The sequence below is a fragment of the Pseudoflavonifractor sp. An176 genome (assembly GCF_002160435.1).
GTDB classification, from domain to species: Bacteria; Bacillota; Clostridia; order Oscillospirales; family Oscillospiraceae; genus Enterenecus; species Enterenecus faecium.
This window is the reverse complement of record NZ_NFKO01000003.1, coordinates 108965-129199: the sequence shown is the minus strand read 5'-3', so window position 1 is coordinate 129199 and position 20235 is coordinate 108965. Positions and strand designations below refer to the sequence as shown.

The 20235-nt window shown below is 54.2% G+C and carries 19 protein-coding genes and 1 other RNA gene; 9 read left to right on the top strand and 11 right to left on the bottom strand.

The genetic code is table 11. The features are described from left to right. Positions 1-33 precede the first annotated feature (33 nt). The 5 genes from B5F12_RS03205 to B5F12_RS03185 form a co-directional block, all read right to left on the bottom strand. The gene (locus B5F12_RS03205) at positions 34-1740 is read right to left on the bottom strand and encodes a hypothetical protein (RefSeq protein WP_087230179.1); all 1707 of its coding nucleotides are present in this window, start codon (positions 1738-1740) and stop codon (positions 34-36) included. A 122-nt stretch (positions 1741-1862) separates the two neighbouring features. After that, on the bottom strand, positions 1863-2195 hold the full coding sequence (gene trxA / locus B5F12_RS03200; protein ID WP_275532466.1) for a thioredoxin: 333 nt from the start codon (positions 2193-2195) through the stop codon (positions 1863-1865). 48 nt (positions 2196-2243) lie between these two features. Then, entirely contained in the window at positions 2244-4541 is a 2298-nt protein-coding gene (locus tag B5F12_RS03195; RefSeq protein WP_087230173.1) for a molybdopterin cofactor-binding domain-containing protein, read from the bottom strand. A gap of 3 nt (positions 4542-4544) precedes the next feature. Further along, complete coding sequence (locus B5F12_RS03190) at positions 4545-5018, bottom strand: 2Fe-2S iron-sulfur cluster-binding protein (RefSeq protein WP_087230170.1); 474 nt, start codon at positions 5016-5018, stop codon at positions 4545-4547. A gap of 1 nt (position 5019) precedes the next feature. Beyond that, complete coding sequence (locus B5F12_RS03185) at positions 5020-5811, bottom strand: FAD binding domain-containing protein (RefSeq protein ID WP_087230167.1); 792 nt, start codon at positions 5809-5811, stop codon at positions 5020-5022. A 417-nt stretch (positions 5812-6228) separates the two neighbouring features. Here B5F12_RS03185 and B5F12_RS03175 point away from each other — a divergent pair, with 417 nt between their 5' ends. The 6 genes from B5F12_RS03175 to B5F12_RS03150 all read left to right on the top strand — a co-directional run bounded on the left by B5F12_RS03175 (position 6229) and on the right by B5F12_RS03150 (position 11690). Next, positions 6229-6414: a helix-turn-helix domain-containing protein gene (locus B5F12_RS03175; RefSeq protein WP_087230161.1), complete on the top strand. Its 186-nt coding sequence runs from the start codon at positions 6229-6231 to the stop codon at positions 6412-6414. 133 nt (positions 6415-6547) lie between these two features. Then, on the top strand, positions 6548-7219 hold the full coding sequence (locus B5F12_RS03170; RefSeq protein WP_087230158.1) for a response regulator transcription factor: 672 nt from the start codon (positions 6548-6550) through the stop codon (positions 7217-7219). Beyond that, positions 7216-8403 (top strand): HAMP domain-containing sensor histidine kinase, encoded by a 1188-nt coding sequence (locus B5F12_RS03165; RefSeq protein WP_087230155.1) that lies wholly within the window; start codon positions 7216-7218, stop codon positions 8401-8403. The genes B5F12_RS03170 and B5F12_RS03165 overlap by 4 nt, the downstream gene beginning before the upstream one ends. A 60-nt stretch (positions 8404-8463) precedes the next feature. Beyond that, positions 8464-9144, top strand: coding sequence for an ABC transporter ATP-binding protein (locus tag B5F12_RS03160; RefSeq protein WP_087230152.1), 681 nt, complete (start codon positions 8464-8466; stop codon positions 9142-9144). Between the two features lie 4 nt (positions 9145-9148). After that, entirely contained in the window at positions 9149-11347 is a 2199-nt protein-coding gene (locus tag B5F12_RS03155) for an ABC transporter permease (protein ID WP_087230149.1), read from the top strand. Positions 11348-11504: 157 nt separating this feature from the next. Next, entirely contained in the window at positions 11505-11690 is a 186-nt protein-coding gene (locus B5F12_RS03150) for a cysteine-rich KTR domain-containing protein (protein ID WP_087230146.1), read from the top strand. Positions 11691-11742: 52 nt separating this feature from the next. Here the strand turns inward: B5F12_RS03150 and B5F12_RS03145 are convergent, their stop codons facing one another. From B5F12_RS03145 to rnpB, 6 genes are all read right to left on the bottom strand, one after another. Continuing rightward, a complete protein-coding gene (locus B5F12_RS03145) occupies positions 11743-12321 on the bottom strand; it encodes a nucleotidyltransferase family protein (RefSeq protein ID WP_087230143.1) in 579 nt (192 codons plus the stop codon). A 70-nt stretch (positions 12322-12391) separates the two neighbouring features. Further along, positions 12392-13735, bottom strand: coding sequence for an RsmF rRNA methyltransferase first C-terminal domain-containing protein (locus tag B5F12_RS03140; protein ID WP_087230140.1), 1344 nt, complete (start codon positions 13733-13735; stop codon positions 12392-12394). 28 nt (positions 13736-13763) lie between these two features. Further along, positions 13764-14561, bottom strand: coding sequence for an HAD family hydrolase (locus tag B5F12_RS03135; RefSeq protein ID WP_087230137.1), 798 nt, complete (start codon positions 14559-14561; stop codon positions 13764-13766). A gap of 113 nt (positions 14562-14674) precedes the next feature. Continuing rightward, positions 14675-15379, bottom strand: a complete 705-nt coding sequence (locus B5F12_RS03130; RefSeq protein WP_087230134.1) for a queuosine precursor transporter — start codon at positions 15377-15379, stop codon at positions 14675-14677. After that, positions 15376-16089, bottom strand: a complete 714-nt coding sequence (locus B5F12_RS03125) for a radical SAM protein (RefSeq protein WP_343219382.1) — start codon at positions 16087-16089, stop codon at positions 15376-15378. The genes B5F12_RS03130 and B5F12_RS03125 overlap by 4 nt, the downstream gene beginning before the upstream one ends. 237 nt (positions 16090-16326) lie before the next feature. Continuing rightward, an RNA gene (rnpB, locus tag B5F12_RS03120) (RNase P RNA component class A) lies at positions 16327-16678 on the bottom strand. 104 nt (positions 16679-16782) lie between these two features. Between rnpB and murD the strand changes: the two genes are divergently transcribed. Genes murD through B5F12_RS03105 form a run of 3 tightly spaced genes read left to right on the top strand, consistent with a single transcriptional unit; the run spans position 16783 to position 20230 of the window. Next, positions 16783-18174, top strand: coding sequence for a UDP-N-acetylmuramoyl-L-alanine--D-glutamate ligase (murD, locus tag B5F12_RS03115; RefSeq protein WP_087230128.1), 1392 nt, complete (start codon positions 16783-16785; stop codon positions 18172-18174). Further along, positions 18171-19208, top strand: a complete 1038-nt coding sequence (locus B5F12_RS03110; protein WP_242954871.1) for a M20/M25/M40 family metallo-hydrolase — start codon at positions 18171-18173, stop codon at positions 19206-19208. The genes murD and B5F12_RS03110 overlap by 4 nt, the downstream gene beginning before the upstream one ends. After that, positions 19205-20230, top strand: coding sequence for a M42 family metallopeptidase (locus B5F12_RS03105; protein ID WP_087230125.1), 1026 nt, complete (start codon positions 19205-19207; stop codon positions 20228-20230). The genes B5F12_RS03110 and B5F12_RS03105 overlap by 4 nt, the downstream gene beginning before the upstream one ends. Positions 20231-20235 lie beyond the last annotated feature (5 nt).

Here is a 20235-nt window from a genome sequence, read left to right as displayed (position 1 = left end):
CACCACCGACGATTTCGTCGGTGGCGCTTTTTATTAAGATTCTGGGTTTGATGCCGGCGCAGTTGCGTCAATGCTCAAGGAATATCCCTGGAGAATGGCAGTGGTATCCTCCGCCATTTCGTGCTCGATGGTCACTTGATCGCCCACATTGAGGATGACGGCAGTGGGATTCTCTACGGCGGAGAGGGAGTAGAACACGTTCTCTTCCTCCAGGCGCACATAGTAGTAGGTGTTGCCGTTGAGCACAGCGCTGCGAATCTCCGCCACGACACCCTGGGCCGTGGTCTGAGGCACTTCCTCCTCCTCCGTCAGGCCCTTGTCTGTGAGCATGCGGATATACTGCTGTTCACACTGGGCTACGGTGCTTCCCGTGGCCACCAGCTGATACTGGGCCACGTTGACCATGGCATAGCTCTTCACCAGCAGGGTGTTATCCTGGAGGGGAATGAAGTAGGTGGGCTGTCCTGCCACATTGATCAGCAGGGGGAAGGTGGCGGTGTAGCCCAGGTCCTGCACCACACCCTCGGCAGATGCCTGAGCCGCCGCCTCTGTGGCACCGGGGGCATCGTAGAAAATGGTCTCCTTGGTGCGCTGGTTGGAGAGGAGGAAGCCCAGATTGGACTGGTCGGAGTTGGCGGAGGTGACACCGGTGTATACATACACGTCATCGTTGATGGCGATATAGTTATACCCCTCTGTGGTCACGGTCACATCCTTCTGGCCAAAGATGGAGTTGATAAATCCGTTGACCAGGGTGCCATAGTAGTCATACTGCTGCATGATGAGGGCAGGGGTATACAGGTTATCTACCCAAGAGGGCACCTCATCATAATACTGGCTTTCTCCGGTGATGGCGTTACAGAGGACAGCACCCTGAATGTCAGTGCCGCCAAACAGGCCGATGGTCTTTACCACTCGGGGGGCAATCCACCAGGGCTGTCCGTCCTCATCGATTTCAAAGCGGGGAGTGGAGAACATGAAGGTGGGGTACTGGAATCGGAGGTGACGCATGATGTTCCGGTTCAAAGGCTCGGAGAAGGAGTATTTCATCCCCTCCTCCAGCCGCACCACCTGAGCCTCCTGGGTGACCATGTCCACCAGCACATAGGCGGGCAGACCTTCGCCCCGGTTGGTCAGCCACTTGAACAGATCGGCATAGGCCACAGGGGCCACGCGGACGGGGCGGCCCTGGTAGTTGATCTGGGTGGAATCTCCGCCGTACTCAAACTGGCTGACCATGTCGCTGAGGGTACCCATCTGGCGGTCCCCCAGGTACTCGGCAGAGGTGCGGTCCAGGGTGGGAATCTCATCAAAGGAAATCTGGCTGATATCCTGGGAAAATTCACCGCTGTTGACCGTCAGCAGCTCCCGGTAAGCCTGGGCCCGGAAAATGGGGAGGGATACCAGCTGTCCTACCACGCCTACTACCACCAGCAAGAGCATGAAAATCCCGATGGGCAGACACTGCTGCTTGATAAAGCTGAGATAATGGCGCACCTTATCTTTCCCGGTGGTCACCACCGTGGTGTCCTGAAATCCTGAGGTAATCAAGGCGCAGACCATATAGACCAGGCACAGCAGGAAGAGGAATCCGTAAAACTCCGTGGCCTGTAGATTGAGGGCAGGAAGGGTGATATAGAAGTAGAGGAACCCCACCACCGCTGTAACCAGGAGGTTCAGAAGGATTTTTCCCAGTTTGCCTTGGGGCCAGGGAAAGCCCTTTTTTCGTCGCTCTTTCATAACATGGAACTCCTTTCGAATCCATAGAGAGTTGATGTAAAGTATACCTGCTTTTCTCAGAAAAAGCAATCAAAAGAGAAACCCGCAGCTGGACAAACACAGCTACGGGTTTCTAAATGGTCTTAGATCATGCGGAGAATGGCTTCCTTGGGCTGCACACCCACGGACTGAGCCACAGCCTCGCCGTTCTTCATCACCACCAGGGTAGGGATGCTCATCACGCCGAACTGACGGGCCAGCTCAGGCTCGTTGTCCACGTTGACCTTGCCCACCTTGATGTCAGTGCGCTCAGCGGCAATCTGGTCCAGCACAGGGGCCAGCATGCGGCAGGGGCCGCACCACTCAGCCCAGAAGTCCAGCAGCACAGGCTGGGAGGCCTGGAGAACCTCAGCGTCAAAATTGTCCTTGGTGATGGTAATGGTATTCATGAGGAACGTCTCCTTTTCTTGTTGAATTTTGTACTCTGAGCATACACCCTTTTATCTTGCCCTTCTGTGACAAACTCACACAGAAGATGTTTCGTAGTACTTCTCACCCAGCAGAATCTTCTCCGGGGTGATGGGCAGCTCCCGGTGCCACACACCAGTGGCGTTATAAACAGCGTGGGCGATGGCAGGGGAGGGGGTATTGATGACGATCTCGCCGATGGACTTGGCACCGAAGGGGCCAGTGGGCTCATAGCTGGACTCAAACTCCACGTGGATGCGTCCCACATCCTGACGGGTGGGAATCTTGTACTGCATGAAGGAGTCCTCCCGGATGGCGCCCTTGTCAGTGTAGGTGATATCCTCATACAGGGCCATGCCGATGCCCTGGGCAATGCCGCCCTCAGTCTGGACCCGGGCCAGGTTGGGATTGATGACGGTGCCGCAGTCTACGGTGGCCTCATAGTTGAGTACCTGAATGGCTCCGGTGGCCTTGTCGATCTCCACCTCCACCATGCCAGCCATATAGGGGGGCGGGGAGACCGGGGAGGAGGTGGTGGCGGTGAACTGGGTCTCAAACTGGTTGTTGACCATGGAAGCCGTGGCCACGTCCACCAGGGAGACGCTGCGCTGCGGGTCGCTGACACAGCGGACCGTCTTGCCGTCAAACTCCGTGTCCTCCACGTCGCACTTCATCAGAGCAGCACCAATCTTCTGAATGCTCTCCCGCAGCTTCTCACAGGCTTCCTCCACGGCACGCCCGGTGAGGTAGGTGGTGGAGGAGGCGTAGGAGCCGGAGTCATAGGGAGAGGCATCGGTGTCAGCACCGTAGACCACCACATTGTCCACGTCACACTCCATGACCTCAGCGGCCATCTGAGCCAGAATGGTGTCACATCCGGTGCCCATGTCAGCGGCACCAATGGTCAGGGCATAGAAGCCGTCGTCGTTGAGCTTGATGGTAGCGCCGCCAATGTCCACATTGGAAATGCTGGACCCCTGCATGGCCAGAGCCACGCCCACGCTGCGCACCTTGCCGTTGCCCATATCCCGGCAGGGATATTTCTCGTCCCAACCCATGCGCTGGGCAGTTTCCTTCAGGCAGCGGTCCAGGGCACAGGCGTTACAGGGCTCATAGTAGTAGGCAGGGGGCACCTGTCCCTCTGCAATGAGGTTCATCAGCCGCAGCTGTACCGGGTCCATCTTCAACTCAGCGGCCAGCTCGTTGACAATGGACTCTACAGCAAACAGACCCTGGGTGGCACCGTAGCCACGGTAGGCTCCGGCGGCCTGCATATTGGTGTACACCACGTCATAGGTGAAGCGGTAGGCCTCCTGGTTGCGGTTATAAAGCGGGATGGACTTGTGGCCGGACAGGCCCACGGTGGTGGGGCCGTGCTCGCCATAGGCGCCGGTGTTGGACAGGGTATACATGTCAAACCCACGGATGCGGCCATCCTTCATGGCTCCGATGCGCACCGTGATCTCCATCTCGTGGCGGGGGCTTCCGGAAGTCTGGCTCTCCTGACGGCTATACACCAGGTAGGCGGGCTTTCCGGTCTTCCAGGTGACCAGAGCGGGAAACACCTCGGTGACACAGCTCTGCTTGGCACCAAAGCCGCCGCCGATGCGGGGCTTGGTCACCCGCACCTTGGACTTGGGAATGTCCAGGGCGTGAGCGATGATGCGCCGGGCGTGGAAGACGATCTGGGTGGAACTGAGCACATTCAGCCGCCCATAAGTGTCCATATAGGTGTAGGTGCGGAAGGTCTCCATCATGGCCTGGCTGTTGGCCTTGGTGTGGTAGGTGCGCTCCAGCACCACATCACAGTCGGCCAGCACCGCCTCGATGTCCCCGTGCCCCATCTCATCGTGGGCGCACAGGTTCCGATGGTTGTCCGCCCCCACCGGGCAGTGTGCCACCCAGTTGTCCTCCGGGTGCACCAGCACCGGGTTATCCTTGGCAGTGCGGAAATCCAGCACCGCAGGGAGCACCTGATAGGTGACCTTGATGAGCTTCAAGGCCTTGTCCACCGCCTTTTCATTTTCACCGGCCACCACGGCCACGGCGTCCCCGTGGAATCGCACATGGCGGTCCAGCAGCAAGCGGTCATAGGGGCTGGGCTCAGGATAGGTCTGTCCAGCCATGGTAAACCGCTTTTGAGGCACGTCCTTGTAGGTGAAAATGGCCTCAATACCGGGCACCTTCATGGCGATGGAGGTGTCGATATTCTCGATCATGGCATTGGCATGGGGGCTGTGAAGCACCTTCACCACCAGGGCGTTGGGGTCCCGCAGGTCCCCGGTGTACACCGGTTTGCCGGTGACCAGGGCCATGGCGTCCTTTTTACGAACGGGTTGATTCACATGGCGCATTCCTCACACCCCTCCTTTCTTCTGGGCATCCTTGAAGGCCAGATAGGACTGAATGCCCCGCAGCTGTCCCTCATAGCCGGAGCAACGGCACAAGTTGCCGCTGAGATAGGAGAGAATCTCCTCCTCGGTGGGGTGGGGGTTCTCCCGGAACATGGCAATGGCATTCATCATCAGGCCGGGGTTGCAGAATCCGCACTGCTCCGCGCCCTGGTCAGCGATGAAGGCCCCGAAGTCGGCAGCCTCGTCCTGAAGTCCCTCCAGAGTGGTGACTTTGCGACCCGACACCCGGGCCGCCAGCACGGAACAGGACAGCACCGGCTTGTCGTCCACAAAGACGGTGCACAGGCCGCAGTTGGAGCTCTCACAGCCCCGCTTGACGCTGGCGCAGCCCAGGGAGCGCAGCGCATCCAGCAGCAGGCTGTCCGCCTCCACCACAGTGGCAATCTTCTTGCCGTTGAGTTCAAATTTCAATTCCATGTCACTTCACCTCACAGGCTGCCAGCACGGCCCGCTGCACCAGTACGCCGCAAATCTGACGGCGATAGGCAGCGCTGCCCCGCATGTTGGACCCATAATTCAGTTGCCCGGCCACATAGTCTCCAAATCGGGCGGCGCTGGCCTCATCCACACCGCCACAGAGCAGCCCCTCCTGGTCTCGCACCAGAGCCGCCTTGTGGGGGCGGGCACCCACGGATGCCTGCCACACCCCATCCACGCAGGAGACCGCACAGGTGAGGATGGGGAAGTCGGTGCGGGCATGGCGCATAGCCTGGTAGGACACCCGCATGGGCTGCTTGTCCACCACCAGCTTCACCAAGATGTCCCGGTCCGCGGGCATCTGGGCATACTGCTCCAGGGAAATCTCTCCGGCGTGGTGGCACACCACCTTGGCGTTCAGGGCCAGGAATACGGTGAGCACGTCGGAGAAGCCGTAGCGGCCAAAGATGGAGCCGCCCACCGTGGCGGTGTTGCGGAACTGCACGCCCACAATGTCCTTGACGGCATCGGCCACAGCATGGTTCGTCCAGGCATTGAGGGCAGGGTGCTGCTCCAGTTGGCGCAGGGTAACCATACAGCCGATCTCAAACGTATGGTCTGTCTCCACAATGGTGTCCAGCCCCAGGCCGGACAGGTCAATGGCAGTGTCCACACTGCGGGTGGTCATTTTCATCCAGTGCATACCGCCCAGGATGAGATTGGCTTTCTTTTGGTTCAATTCGTAGGCCTGTTCCAGGCTCTCTGCCCGGACATATTGTCTGATGGTCAACAAGACACTTCCTCCAAACCTTGTATTTTCAAATCATATGGCCAATGCACAACGATACACAATATATTGTACCGTACTTTCATGAGGATGTAAAGCGACAAAAAGCACACCCCGTGCCAATCGGCTGGGTACATACTATTCTTTCGGCTAGCTTTCCATTGCGGCTCTTATTGTGACTTTGATGATTTGCATAGACCGCTCATCACAGTTATGTAGCATACGAACAATCGTTTCCACTTCAGAATCCTCAACCTGTTTTTCAAGGAAGAAAATCTGATGTGGGACAATCGTTAATTCACAGATTAGTTTATTAACTGGGCTTTTCCCCTTCATTTTCAATTCGATATACACCTTTGTATATTTTCTGTTCCTTGCTTTATTCGAGCAGCAGAACTATAATGCACTTTGTGGAGGTGCGCTATGGACTATATGACCTTGAAAGAAGCGAGTAAAAAATGGGGCGTGACCCCTCGCAGGGTAAACTACTACTGCGCCGATGGCCGTATTCCCGGCGCTATCAAGATGGCTACAATCTGGCTGATTCCGAAAGACGCGGAAAAGCCGATAGACGGTAGAACCAAACAAGGAAGGTTAAAGCATGAATAGTGTTTTGATTATAGACGACAAGAAACTTTGTAGGTAAATTATTTCTGCACCGATGGGCGCATATTCAGAGCTGTGAAAACAGCTAGTGTTCTGCTTATTTACAAGAGTGCGAAGCAACTGGGAGGAGAACAATATGATTGAAGTTTATTATGCGGAAGATGATGAAACAATTGGAAAATCTGTAAAAGAATATCTGGAACAGCAGAATTGCAAAGTGACTGTTTTTGATAGAATTTCCGATGTCAGGAAAGCATTAATTGGTCACCTGCCTACTGTCGTTTTGCTGGATTGGAATATGCCGGACGGACAAGGAAATGAATTGTGTCTTTGGATTCGGGAGAGATGGAAATATATCCCTATTATATATTTGACGGTTCGTGGCGATTCCCACGACATTGTTACCGGATTCCAAAATGGGGCAGATGATTATGTGGTGAAGCCCTTTGATCTTGCTGTTTTGTATTCCCGCATTTTAGCTCTGTTACGAAGAATCGAAGGCATAGACAATACAAAGCTGTCCTGCGATGACTTGATGTTGGATAAAGAAAGAACGGCTGTCTATGATGGGCAGGAAGAAATCTTCGTAAGCCAGCCGGAGTATCGCATTCTCCTGATTCTGATGGAAAACAAGGGGAAAACAATTACCAGAAACCAGCTGTTAGAGCAAGTCTGGGATTGCAGCGGGAACTATGTAAACGACAATACGCTAACGGTCACAATGAAAAGACTGCGGGAAAAGCTAAATAACCCATCCTGTCTGAAAACGATCCGAAGTTTTGGTTACCGTATGGAGGACACAAAATGAGCGAAAAATGGAAGCAAAGAATACTTTTGTTTTTTCCGTTTGCTATTCTTGCGGCGGGTATGATACTTATCTCGACTTTTTTCTTGTACACCTATCGGCAGATAGCGTTTGAACACACCTCGGCGCTATGTGAAATTATATTAAAAAGCTCTCCTGAAGCCGAACCGCAGTTATTAGAGGCCCTGAAAGATTATCATTCCTTGACCGAACAAGAGCTCAGAGGGAACGATTATCTGGAAAAGTACGGATACCGGGCCGATGATTTTTGCAATGGTTTTCCGCCGGATACAGTGTTTTTTCCGATTCTATTTTTCCTTGCGACCGCCTGTGCCTTTGCAGCCGAAATCTTACTCTCCCGCATAAAAATTCACAAGAGAATTGCTGATTTGACTGCGTATTTGGAGCAAGTCAATATCGGTTCACACGGGACATTGGTACAAACACAGGAAGATGAATATTCTCATTTGCAGGACGAAATATACAAAACTGTCACAACGCTTTATCAAACAAGGGAAACAGCAGTTGCTGCAAAGAACAATTTTGCAGAGAACCTTGCTAATATAGCGCACCAACTGAAAACACCAATCACAGCAGCCTTTTTATCGTTGCAGCTTATGGAAAAAGAGATTCCGGTGGCTTACACAGAACAAGTCAAATGGCAGTTGAAGCGATTAAATCGTCTGGAAGAATCTTTGCTCATGCTTTCAAAAATCGACGCTGGAACACTCCCGCTCAAGCGGGAAAAGGTTGATCTTTATACCGCGTTAAATCTGGCGGCAGATAATCTAAATGATCTATTGCGGGAAAATCATATTTCCGTTGACATTCCAGAAAATGGCTGTATCGAATTTTCTGGGGATTTGGAGTGGACAATGGAAGCCCTCATCAATCTCATAAAGAATTGTATGGAACATTCCAAACCGGGTGGCGTAGTTCATTGTGACTACTCAGGTAATCCTCTTTATGTAGAAATTCGGGTATGGGATGACGGGGCTGGCTTTGACACAGAGGACTTACCACATCTTTTCGATCGTTTTTATCGGGGACAACGTGCGGTTGGAGATGGAATCGGAATTGGCCTGGCTCTTGCCCGTTCCATCTTTGAATTGCAGAACGGAACCATAACTGCCAGTAACTTACAAAATGGCGGTGCTTGTTTTGAAATAAGGATATACAGTCACTGAGATGTCACTTTACTTTGTTATACTGTACGCAAGACCATTTATTAGAGAGGAGAAAGTGACATGGAAATACTAAAATGTGAAAATGTCCGAAAGGTATATGGCTCTGGAAACAATCAGGTCGTGGCGTTGGATCACATTGACTTGTCCGTACAAAAAGGAGAATTTGTAGCAATCGTAGGGGCATCCGGTTCGGGAAAATCTACCCTATTGCATATTTTGGGAAGTGTGGATAAGCCGACAGATGGGAAAGTCCTGATAGAGGGAACGGATATTTCCACCATGAACCGAACACAGGCAGCTATCTTTCGGCGCAGGAAGGTCGGGCTGGTCTATCAGTTTTATAATCTCATCCCCACCCTTACTGTCCAAAAAAATATTCTCATGCCGCTTCTGCTAGATAAGCGCAACCCCAATAAGGAATACTTTGAGAAGATCGTACATTCGTTGGGGATTGAAGATAAGCTGGAAGCACTGCCCAGCCAACTATCTGGCGGACAGCAACAACGTGTTGCTATCGCCCGTTCTTTGATCTACCGTCCGGCGCTCCTGCTTGCTGATGAACCAACCGGCAATCTGGATCGGAAAAACGGAGAGGAAATTATTGACTTGCTAAAACTATCTAACCGTAACCTGGAACAGACGATTCTTCTGATTACCCATGATGAAAAGATCGCATTGGAGGCAGATCGCATTATTACTATAGAAGATGGGAAAATCGTTGGCGATCAGAAACGGAGGTAAGGATATGTGGAAAGACTATTCGATAGGATTCATCAAAAAGAATCGAGCTTCCAGTGTATCCGTTTTGGTTGCGGCGTTTATTTCTGCTCTATTTCTTTCTTTATTGTGCGGTTTGTTTTATAACTTCTGGAATTATGAAATAGAATCTGTTGTTTTAGAAGAAGGAAACTGGCAGGGACGCATCAGCGGGTCGTTTGAAGAAGATACAGTGTCGGAAATTGAAAATTTCGCCACTGTAAAAACGGCTGTGCTCAATGAGGAGTTATCAGACGATCAAACTCTTGTAGTTGATATTTGCTTTGATAACATGAGGGCTGTGTATCAGGATATGCCTCTTATCGCCCGGCAGTTAGGTGTTCCTGAAACTTCCGTATCGTATCACGAATCACTGTTGTCAAATTATTTCATCAACGATCCGCAGGACAGCAATCCGCCCTTATTGATGGCTTTTTATCTCTTTGTACTCCTACTTGTATCGGTGTCTTTGATTTTAATCATTCATAACTCGTTTGCTGTATCTATGAATACCCGTGTACATCAATTTGGCATCTTTTCCAGCATTGGGGCGACACCGGGGCAAATTCGGATCTGTCTTTTACAGGAAGCGGTGATGCTTTGCGTCATTCCTATTTTGCTTGGAAGTTTTTTCGGAATCGCTTTGACGTTTGGAACTATCCAGGCAGTCAATGTCCTCGCAGAGGGTATTGTCGGCAGGCATGAAGCTGTCTTTACTTATCATCCGCTGGTATTTGCAGTCACGATTCTAACCTCGTTTTTGACAGTGCTGATTTCCACCTGGCTGCCAGCCAGGAAATTGAGCAAGATGACCCCACTGGAAGCCATAAAAAATACGGAGGAATTGCAGCTAAAACGGAGAAAAAAATCCCGTATTCTTGCGCTTTTGTTTGGAACCGAAGGAGAGCTTGCCGGGAATGCGCTGAAAGCACAGAAGAAATCTCTGCGAACCGCTACGCTGTCATTGACTCTTTCTTTTTTGGGCTTCGCTCTAATGCTGAGCTTTTTTACTCTATCTGGAATCAGTACAAACCATACCTATTTTGAACGCTACCAGGATGCCTGGGATGTTATGGGAACGCTTGAGGACACAAAGATCGAGGACTTTGCTTATACGAATGAAATCCATGCTTTGGCTGATACAGACAGTGTAATCTATCAAAAGGCAGATGCCACTTGCTTTGTTCCGGCGGACGCTATTAGCGAAGAAGTAAAAAGTCTGGGAGGCCTTGAAGCAATCGCAGGAAGCGATGTCAGTGCGGCGGATGGAATTTATACCATTCAGGCTCCCATTGTAATTATGGATGACAGCAGTTTTGTCAAGTATTGTGAACAGATTGGTGTTTCTTCAGCGGAGAACGGAAGCGTTGTTCTGAATCGTATTTGGGACAACATAAACAGCAATTTCAGATACAAGGAATACGTTCCATTTTTATCAGAGAACCAAGACACGATGACTTTGCAAAACAAGGAAGACATGGCTACAACTGTGTCGATCCCGGTTTTGGGCCTTACACAAGAACCTCCGATTTTAAGAGAAGAATATGATAATTATGCTTTAGTTCAATTTGTTTCCCTTTCCACCTGGAAACAGATTCAGGAAACGATTGGAAATGCGGGACCAGGCACCTATATTCGCATTCTTTCAGAAAATGAGAGAACTCTGACAAAACTGAATGCGATTGAAACCGAACTAACGAATGTGCTGGGACATGACTTATCTTTTGAGGTAGAAAACCGGGTTCAGGAAAAGATAGACAACGATGCTATGCTGAACGGGTACAAACTGGTAGTCGGGGCGTTGTGTGTGTTGTTGGCCATCATCGGGATTGCCAACGTATTTTCTAATACATTGGGATTTATCCGTCAAAGAAAAAGAGAATTTGCAAGATATATGTCCATCGGAATGACTCCTGAGAGTATGCGAAAAATGTTCTGGATCGAGGCCCTTGTCATCGCTGGCCGTCCCGTTTTGATCACGTTGCCCGTTACTTCCTTATTCGTGTGGTTTATGATAACGGCAAGCTACCTGAACCCAATGGAATTTTTGGCGGTGGCTCCAATCGTTCCCATCCTACTTTTTATCGTGGCACTTTTTGGCTTTGTCGCACTGGCATATTACCTGGGCGGCAAACAAATCCTGAAATGCAACCTGGTGGAAGCACTACGAAGTGATTATATGGTATAGCCAGTATGAATTTCAATCTGCTGGACGACGCCCAAAAAATCCATCGTCCAGCAGCCCTTTAACACGCCCCTAGCGCGGAAATTAAGCATCACACTTCAGTAACGCAATTAACATTTTCTGCGCTAAGAACAAAGGGTAAAGATAAAGGGGGGATGATATGGACGCGAAATGGATATTGTGTCCTCTTTGTGGAGGTAAAACCCGTGATAAAATAAGAGAGGACACAGTTTTGGTTAATTATCCTCTCTACTGCCCGAAATGCAAACATGAATGTTTAATCAAAGCAGAACATTTACACATTACTGTCATCAAAGAGCCAGCCGCAAAGACGCAGAGCCGATGAACCTGTGAGTGATCTCACAGACATCGGCTCTTTTTTATTCTTTAGACTGACTTTAGGGGTGTGCCTGTAAATATTGCTGAATTCTGGACAATTTTTCCGGCGTATCGGCGTCCCACAGCTCGTGGGGGCCTCCTGCCTCCACGTAACATACCGGAGTGTCGCCCACGGCGGCCATGCCGCCGTGCTCTCCGGTCAGCTCCATCAGGTCAGGGAAGAGGTGGGCAGGGAAGAGAGTTGGGCTGGAGGGCTGGCCCTGGTAGGCCAGACGGTGCACGGTCTGGGGCCGCGCCTGAAAATCAGCCACCAGACGGCGGATGCTGTCTGCGCTGCACAGGGGCTGGTCCCCCAGGACAAACAGACACCCATCTGCGTCTTCTAACTTCTCCAACCCCAAGCGGATGGATTTGCTCTGAGGACCGCCCTCATAGACTCGCACGTCCACCCCGCAGCGGCGGCACAGCTGTTCCACCGCTGGGTTGCTGACCACCGCCACCACTTGAGAAAAGCAGGAACGTGGAATAGCGTCCAGGGTGTGCACCAGCAGCGGTCTGTCCACCAGAGGCGCCAGCAGCTTGTTTGCGCCGAACCGGGTGCTCTTCCCAGCGGCCAGGACGATACATGCAATGCGCATTTTCCCTCACCTCTCAACACATTTCACATGGCAAAATCAGTTTGCCCGATTTTCCCATCTTGATGCATCCTTAGCGCAGCGTACGCCGCAGGCCCTTGGGAAAGTGGTTTTTCAGCACGCCGTTACTGCCCTTGACCCAGCCCAGAGACAGCCCGTCCACTTTCAGAAGGGTCCATCCCGTCTGGGTACCGGGGATGGTGTTCCCGGACAAGTAGGCGGCAATTTCCGGAGCGTCTACCGAATAGTCCACCTGATAGGCCGATTCTTTCAGCCACAGGGCCAGGGCGTGGGCGGGCTCGAAGCGATTTTTCAGCAGTTGGCCCAGCTCCAGACCAGCACGCAGCACCTTGAGTCCCTTCAGGGCGGGCATCTCTTCCGGGACCATCCACAGATTCTTTCCAAAAGAGATGAGCTTTCCCTGGGGTAGCGTGACCCCAGCGGCGTCACAGAACTCCCTCAATTCCTTGGGTGTGGCAATGGCGGGCTCCAAAGGCTGGTCCTGACCCGCTGCATCTCCCTGACGCTCCAACACCGCTGCAAAGTGGCCTTCGCCGTGGAGCTTATGGGGCCAGAGGCGGAAGGTATGCTCTAAGCCGCAGGGCGGGGCGTCCACCCAGTCCGCGCGGCCCGGTGCAAACCAAGGGGCGTCCACGGAGAGCAGGGAAAAGTCAGGGTGAGTCTGGAGAAAGGCGGCAATGACCCCCTCGTTCTCTTCAGGGGCAAAGGTACAGGTGGAGTACACCATGCGGCCGCCGGGGCGGAGCATTTGGGCGGCAGAGTGGAGAATCTCGCCCTGGCGGTGGGCACACATCTGTACCGTCTCCACACTCCAGTCGGTGGAGGCCGCCTCTTCCTTGCGGAACATGCCCTCGCCGGAACAGGGAGCATCCACCAGAATCCGGTCAAAATATTCCACGAACCGCTCAGACAGCTTGCGGGGATGCTCATTGAGCACCAGGGCATTGGCCACTGCCATGCGCTCCAGATTGCGGCTGAGAATCACCGCCCGCTTGGGTTCGATCTCGTTGGACACCAACAGCCCCTGTCCGTCCAACAGGGCAGCTAGCTGGGAGGACTTCCCGCCAGGGGCAGCGCACAGGTCCAGCACCCGCATGCCTGGCTGCACATCCAGCAGCCCTGCCGGGGCCATGGCACTGGCCTCCTGGAGATAATACAGCCCCGCCTCATGGTAGGGAGACAGGCCGGGCCGGGTATCGGGGTCATAGTAATAGCCGCTGTCTGCCCAAAGCACCGGGGAGAGGCCAAACTGGGGCAGAGGGGGCGGGGTGTGGGTTTTCAGTTTGTTCAGGCGCAGCGCCACCCACCGGGGATGTTCGGCCGCCGCCAGAAACTCCGCCAGCTCTTCCGGGCCCAGCTGGACCTCCAGCCGTTTGAGAAATCCTTCTGGAAACATGAGTTGTCCTCCGTCTTATATGGTGAGATTAGGGCAGTTGGTTGGTATCTAAGAAGTAGCGCAGCACGTCCTCTACTCGGTGGCAGGTGGTGGGGAACTGCTCCAGAAGCCCCTGCTCTGCGGCAGCCATGAGGTAAGGATGGCCCACCACAGAGAGCATGGCCGCATCGTTCCAGTTGTCGCCGAAGGCCAGCACGTCCTTTGGGTCAATGCCCATGGAGCGGCACAGGCCTAGCACGCCCACGCCTTTGTCCGCCAGGGTGAAGTCCAGCCAGTCCTCTCCGGCCACAGCCATGTGGAAGACGGTGGACCAGGCAGGGCCCAGGGCCTCTGCGGCGGGCTTGGTGCCCAGAGGACAGTAGGCGGACACCTTCAGAATCTCCTCCGGGATCTCTTCCACGTCCTCTACAATTTTCAACTGGAAGCCCTTGAAATCCCGCATGTGCACCACGTAGTCCTGGGTGCACTGGCACAGGTAGGCATATTTGGGGCCGGTGATCAGCAGCTGGCTGTCAGGCAAGTTTAAAATTTCCCGGGCCAGAGCCAGAGCGGAGGAGCGCTCCATGGGCGTAGAACCCAAGATGGGGGCGGTGTCCTCGGTGCCTGGTCCGTAAATCACGCCGCCGTTTTCGCACACATAGGACAGTTCATCGGCAATGTGGGGAAAGAGGGAGCGGATGGAGTGGTACTGCCGACCGGAGGTAGGGCAGAAGGGAATGCCCCGCTCTTTGAGCTGCTCAATGAGAGAAAAGATTTCTCCGGACAGCTTGGTCTCCCCGTAGGGCAGCAGGGTGCCGTCGATATCGCTGACAACCAGTTTGATCATTGCTTGTCTCTCCTTTATATCAAAACCTATGAAATCTCGGTGATTATACCATAGATCATTTCGTTTCACAAGAGAAACCCCTCCACAGGTTTGCACCGTGGAGGGGGAAAATTTTATCCAACCGCCTGACGCTTTTCGTGGATGAGCCGAGCCCAGTACACAATGGGGGTGTCCAAAAGAGAGGTAAAGATAAAGATGACGTAGCTGGAGAGGATAATGGACACCAGGGTAGGCAGGTCGTATCTGCCGTAGAAGGCAAACAGGGTGTATAAAATAGCGTTGAGCAGCTGGGAAACCAGGGTAGAGCCGTTGTTTCGCACCCACAAAAAGGCCCGCCGATCTCCGCTGCGGCGCTGGGTGAACTCCCACCACTTGTGGTACAGCCACACATCAAACACCTGGACAATGGCGTACACGGCCAGAGAGGCCAGCATAAGCCGGGGGGTATTGGAGAAAATGGCCTGCATATACGGAGTAGCCCAGTCGTTCACCGAGGGCACATACATCAGCCAGGACTGGGAGACCAGCACAAAGAGAACATTGGCGGCAATGCCAATCCATACCGCCTGTTGGGCCTGCTTTTTTCCTGCAATCTCGCTGAGAATATCCGTGACCAAAAAGGTCGTGGCAAAGAGGATATTGCCCAGGGTCATCTCCATGCCAAAGGCTTGGACCAAAATCAGCACCTCGATGTTGGCGGCAATGGTGGCAAAGACGGTAAAGGACATGAGGCCACTGGTGCCAAACAGGAAAAACCACAGCAGCACAGAGCCGTATAGAACCAAAAGGGTGACAATCAATAGCAGTTCATTTCTCATAATTTCTCTCCTACACCAAAGTCTGTATTCTCCAACAGAATATCCACCCGGGGGTTGTCCTTGTACAGAGGGTAGACCTCCCGCACAAAGGCTGCCCGAACCTCCAAATCAGGAAGAATTGGGGTGGTGTTTGGAACCATCACGTTGATACAAACCCGGTGAAAGTGAGCAAGGCCTGTCTCCACGTCCCGCTTCATGCCCTCCACACTCTGGCCCGACAGGCCAAAGAGGAGACAGCACTCATCAAAGGGGGCAGCAATGGCGGCAGGGTCCGTCTCGTCAATGCCCTTGTCCAAGATGCGCTCCCGGTAGTCGGCATCGAAGGTCTCAACTCCAATTTTCACGTGGAGGGTCACCCCCAGCTTTGCAAAGTGCTCCCGCAGAGCCGGAATGGTCTTGCGAAACAGCCAGTGGCTCTCCACATGCAGGTCCCGGATGCCCCGCTCCTGGCACACCCGGTCCACCTCCGCCAGGGTAGAGGGGTGGAGCTCGGCAAAGGACCCGGAGTTGATGACTTCCAGGCGGCCATAGCGCCCCGTGACATGGGACAGCGCCTCCCGGTTGAGAATCAGGTTGGCTTCCTCGTCCTGGGAGGCATCCAGATGGTAATCGCAAAACCGACACCGCTTCCAGGCGCACCCCCGGCCCCGCAGCAAAACAATTTCCCGCGGGTTTTTATCTTCGATGACAGAATAGCGACTGAGTTCCACCTTGAATCCCTCCATGGACAAAAAATAAGGTGCACCCTCCGGTTTCGGAGCGTACACCATCCTCGTTGTTTGCGCACAAAAGCGCACCACAGCCCAAGGCTGTGGCTTTCCCGTAGTTTTGTTTAGAGACAGGATGGTTCCGAACTGTCTGTTATGGAATTGCGGATTTTATTATAGCGGATTTTCCCCGCCTGTCAAGAGAAAAACGGCTTACCCCGGACGGGGCAAGCCGTTTTTGGTACAAGTGAGCCTGTAAGCCGGGTTCTGTCCTTTAAGACAGCCATCTATCTAGGCACAGCGTTGCCGCTGCACTCCAGCCACCTCCTCAACGCAGCCGGGCCGGCTTTGTGTGCGTTTCCACGGTGTTGCTCCGGATAGAGTTTACAGCGATGAGCAGTTCCCAGTCATCGGGCGGGCGCTTATCTCCGCCTTTCCACCCTTACCTTGCAAAAGCAAGGCGGTATATCTCTGTTGCACTTTTCCTGAAGTCGCCTTCGGCGGGCGTTACCCGTTATCCTTGCCCTACGGAGCCCGGACTTTCCTCATGGACGGCCTTTCGACCTGCCCACGCGGCTGTCCAGCTTACTTGCTCTATGATTGTACTTCAACTTTGCATGATTGTCAAATGGGAGTTTATGCGTTATAATAATCTGATGTCATTTTACTCCTATGAGGAAAGGGAGGCAACGGTCCATGCAATCAATTCTATGGGATTATTTGAATTCACTCAAGGGTAAAAAAATTGCCGTCATCGGCATGGGGGTGTCCAACGCCCCGCTGGTAAAGAAAATGTTACAGGCCGGACTGACGGTCCGTGTGTGTGATAAACGAGAGAGAGATGATTTTGACGGTCTGTCTGAGCTGGAGTCCAAGGGCTTGAAGGTGAGCCTGGGCCCCAACTATCTGGACGGCCTGGAGGGGGCAGATGTGATTTTCCGCACCCCTGGTGTGCGGCCTGACCTGCCCCAGATCGCCAACGCCGTGGCGGCAGGCGCACAGTTGACCTCCGAGATGGAGACATTTCTGGACTTGTGCCCGTGCAGTGTCATTGCAGTCACCGGCTCGGACGGAAAGACCACCACTACCACCATCATTGCCGGACTGCTGAAAGCGGCAGGCTATCGCACCTTTGTGGGCGGCAACATCGGCCACCCGCTGCTGTGCGAGGTGGACGAGATCCGTCCCGACGACATGGTGGTGTTGGAACTGTCCTCCTTCCAGCTGATGACCATGCGTCAGAGTCCCAACGTGGCTGTCATCACCAACCTGTCTCCCAACCACCTGGACGTCCACAAGGACATGGAGGAGTACATTGCCGCCAAGCGCAACATCTTCGCCTATCAGGACACCGGGGACAAGCTGGTGCTCAATGCAGACAATGAGATCACCGCTGGATTTGCCTCTCAGGCCCGGGGCGAAGTCACCCTATTCAGCCGCAAAAAGAACCTGGAGCGGGGCGTCTGTGTCCGGGACGGGATGATCTGCTACCACACCCGCCCCATCCTGGCGGCCGACGACATTCTCATTCCCGGTGTCCATAACCTGGAAAACTACATGGCCGCCATTGCCGCAGTGGATGGTCTGGTGTCCGATGAGACCATTCGAGAGTACGCCAAGTCCTTTGGCGGTGTGGCTCACCGCATTGAGCTGGTACGCCAGCTGGACGGTGTACGCTATTACAACGACTCCATCGCCTCCAGCCCCACCCGTACCATTGCCGGCCTGCGCTCCTTCTCGGAGAAGGTGATTCTCATTGCCGGTGGCTACGATAAGCACATTCCCTACGATGTGCTGGGCCCGGAGATCGTCAAATCTGTGAAGTGCCTCATTCTCACCGGTGCCACCTCGGATAAAATCCAACAGGCTACCCAGCAGGCTCCAGACTACACCCCTGGCAATCCCGAAATCCGGCGCTGCGAGAATCTGGAACAGGCCGTCCATACCGCCCACGACGTGGCACAGCCTGGAGACGTGGTGATTTTGTCTCCCGCCAGCGCTTCCTTTGACTGCTTCCGCAACTTTGAGGAGCGGGGCAACAAGTTCAAGCAGTACGTCAATGCCCTGGAGGGAGTGACCGCCCATTGAATACCCTGGAATGTCTCAAAACCCTGTGCCAGACCGGAGGCCCCTCCGGTTATGAGGCACCCGTGGCAGACCTGGCCGCCCAGCTTCTCACCCCCTGGATGGATGAGGTGTGGACGGACCGGCTGGGCAACGTCATCGGCCTGCGCCGCTGTGGCAACCCCAACGCCAAAAAGCTGCTGCTGGACGCCCATCTGGACCAGATTGGCCTAATGGTCACTGGAGCAGAAGACGGGTACCTGCGCTTTGCCTCCATCGGCGGGGTAGACCCCCGGATGCTCCCCGACCGGGAAGTAACCATCCTCACCCAGCCGCCCAGACTGGGCGTGATTGCATGTCTGCCTCCCCATGTACTGTCGGCGGAGGACCGGGAGAAGGCCCCAGCCCTAGGGGAATACTATGTGGACACCGGCCTCTCTCAGGAGACGGTGGAGCGGGAGATTCCCGTGGGCACCCCAATGGTGTTCCGGGAGAGCTTTTTAGAGCTGGCCGGTGGAAAGATTTGCTCCGGCGCTTTGGACGACCGGGCTTGTTTCGCCGCTCTGCTGCGTACCGTGGAATTGCTCAACCTAGAGCAACTGGACGTGGATTTGTACATCATGGGCAGCACCCGGGAAGAAACCGGGGGTACTGGTGCCATGGTAGGCACCTGTACCATCGACCCTGACTTCTGCGTGGCGGTGGATGTCACCCACGGTGCCACTCCGGACAGCGCCAAAGGTCGGGCCTATGACCTGGGCGGCGGCCCCGCCGTGGGCATTGGCCCCAATATGACCCGCTGGATGACCCGTCGCATGCTGGACAAAGCCCAAGAGCTGGGCATTCCAGTCCAAAAGGAAGTCATGGGCGGAGACACCGGAACCAACGCCTGGGGCATGCAGATTTGCAATGAGGGCATTGCCACAGCGGTGCTCTCTCTGCCCCTGCGCTATATGCATACCCCCGTGGAGGTGGTGGACCTGGCTGACCTGGAGCAGACTGCTCAGCTGTTGGCCGCCTTCACCCGAAAGCTGGGAGAGGAGGGAGCACAGGTATGATGGATTTGTTGAAACAGCTGTGTGCCCTCCCCGGTGTGTCCTCCTTTGAGGACGCCGTACGAGATTACATCAAAGAACAGGTCGCCCCCTATGTGGACACCATGAATGTGGACGCTATGGGCAATCTGATTTGCTTCAAAAAGGGCGCAAAGGCCACTGAAACTAAGCTGATGCTCTGTGCTCACATGGACGAGGTGGGGCTTATGGTCCGCTCCATCACCGAGGACGGGTATCTGAAATTCGTCTGTGTGGGGGGGATGGACCGCCGGGTGCTGCTGGGCAAGCAGGTGCTGGTGGGAGACCGCCAGGTCCCCGGCGTCATTGGCCTGAAAGCCATTCATATGACCACCGCCGAGGAGCGCAAGAAGGTCCCCAAACTGGAGGACTACTACATCGACATCGGAGCTTCCAGCCGGGAAGAGGCGGAGACACTGGTGGAGGTGGGAGACCCCTGCATCTTCCGCAGCGACTGTGTGGAGTTTGGAGACGGATGCCTCAAGGCCAAGGCTTTAGACGACCGTGTTGGCTGCGCAGTTCTCCTGGAGCTGTTGCGTCGGGACCTTCCCATGGATTGCACCTTCGTCTTCACTGTCCAGGAGGAGGTGGGGACCCGGGGTGCCTTTGGAGCAGCCTTCTCTGTGACTCCAGACATCGCCCTGGTGCTGGAAGGCACCACCGCAGCGGACGCCCCCAGCCAGGACCCGGAGGCTCAAATCTGCCACTTGGGGCAAGGCCCGGTGCTGTCTTGGATGGACAAAGGCACCATCTATGACCGGGACCTGTTTGAGCGCCTGCGTACTGTGGCCCAGGAGCATCACATTCCCTGGCAGCTGAAACACTACGTGGCGGGCAGCACCGACGCCAAAGCCATTCAACGCACCAAGTCCGGTGTGCGAGTAGCCGGTATCTCTGCCCCCGTGCGATATCTTCACGCCCCTGCCAGTGTAGTGAACATGAACGATGTGGAGCAGGTGCTGGAACTGGCCTGGCTGTTTTTACAGTCTGTTGCCGGGGATTGCTGACAGGA

Excerpts from the sequence above, each read along its gene's own strand:
- B5F12_RS03135 (WP_087230137.1), bottom strand. The coding sequence starts at position 14,561 with ATGATCAAACTGGTTGTCAGCGATATCGACGGCACCCTGCTGCCCTAC.
- B5F12_RS03155 (WP_087230149.1), top strand. The coding sequence starts at position 9,149 with ATGTGGAAAGACTATTCGATAGGATTCATCAAAAAGAATCGAGCTTCC.
- B5F12_RS03160 (WP_087230152.1), top strand. The coding sequence starts at position 8,464 with ATGGAAATACTAAAATGTGAAAATGTCCGAAAGGTATATGGCTCTGGA.
- B5F12_RS03205 (WP_087230179.1), bottom strand. The coding sequence starts at position 1,740 with ATGAAAGAGCGACGAAAAAAGGGCTTTCCCTGGCCCCAAGGCAAACTG.
- B5F12_RS03190 (WP_087230170.1), bottom strand. The coding sequence starts at position 5,018 with ATGGAATTGAAATTTGAACTCAACGGCAAGAAGATTGCCACTGTGGTG.
- B5F12_RS03170 (WP_087230158.1), top strand. The coding sequence starts at position 6,548 with ATGATTGAAGTTTATTATGCGGAAGATGATGAAACAATTGGAAAATCT.
- B5F12_RS03150 (WP_087230146.1), top strand. The coding sequence starts at position 11,505 with ATGGACGCGAAATGGATATTGTGTCCTCTTTGTGGAGGTAAAACCCGT.
- B5F12_RS03165 (WP_087230155.1), top strand. The coding sequence starts at position 7,216 with ATGAGCGAAAAATGGAAGCAAAGAATACTTTTGTTTTTTCCGTTTGCT.
- B5F12_RS03130 (WP_087230134.1), bottom strand. The coding sequence starts at position 15,379 with ATGAGAAATGAACTGCTATTGATTGTCACCCTTTTGGTTCTATACGGC.
- B5F12_RS03145 (WP_087230143.1), bottom strand. The coding sequence starts at position 12,321 with ATGCGCATTGCATGTATCGTCCTGGCCGCTGGGAAGAGCACCCGGTTC.
- murD (WP_087230128.1), top strand. The coding sequence starts at position 16,783 with ATGCAATCAATTCTATGGGATTATTTGAATTCACTCAAGGGTAAAAAA.
- B5F12_RS03195 (WP_087230173.1), bottom strand. The coding sequence starts at position 4,541 with ATGCGCCATGTGAATCAACCCGTTCGTAAAAAGGACGCCATGGCCCTG.
- B5F12_RS03105 (WP_087230125.1), top strand. The coding sequence starts at position 19,205 with ATGATGGATTTGTTGAAACAGCTGTGTGCCCTCCCCGGTGTGTCCTCC.
- B5F12_RS03175 (WP_087230161.1), top strand. The coding sequence starts at position 6,229 with ATGGACTATATGACCTTGAAAGAAGCGAGTAAAAAATGGGGCGTGACC.
- B5F12_RS03140 (WP_087230140.1), bottom strand. The coding sequence starts at position 13,735 with ATGTTTCCAGAAGGATTTCTCAAACGGCTGGAGGTCCAGCTGGGCCCG.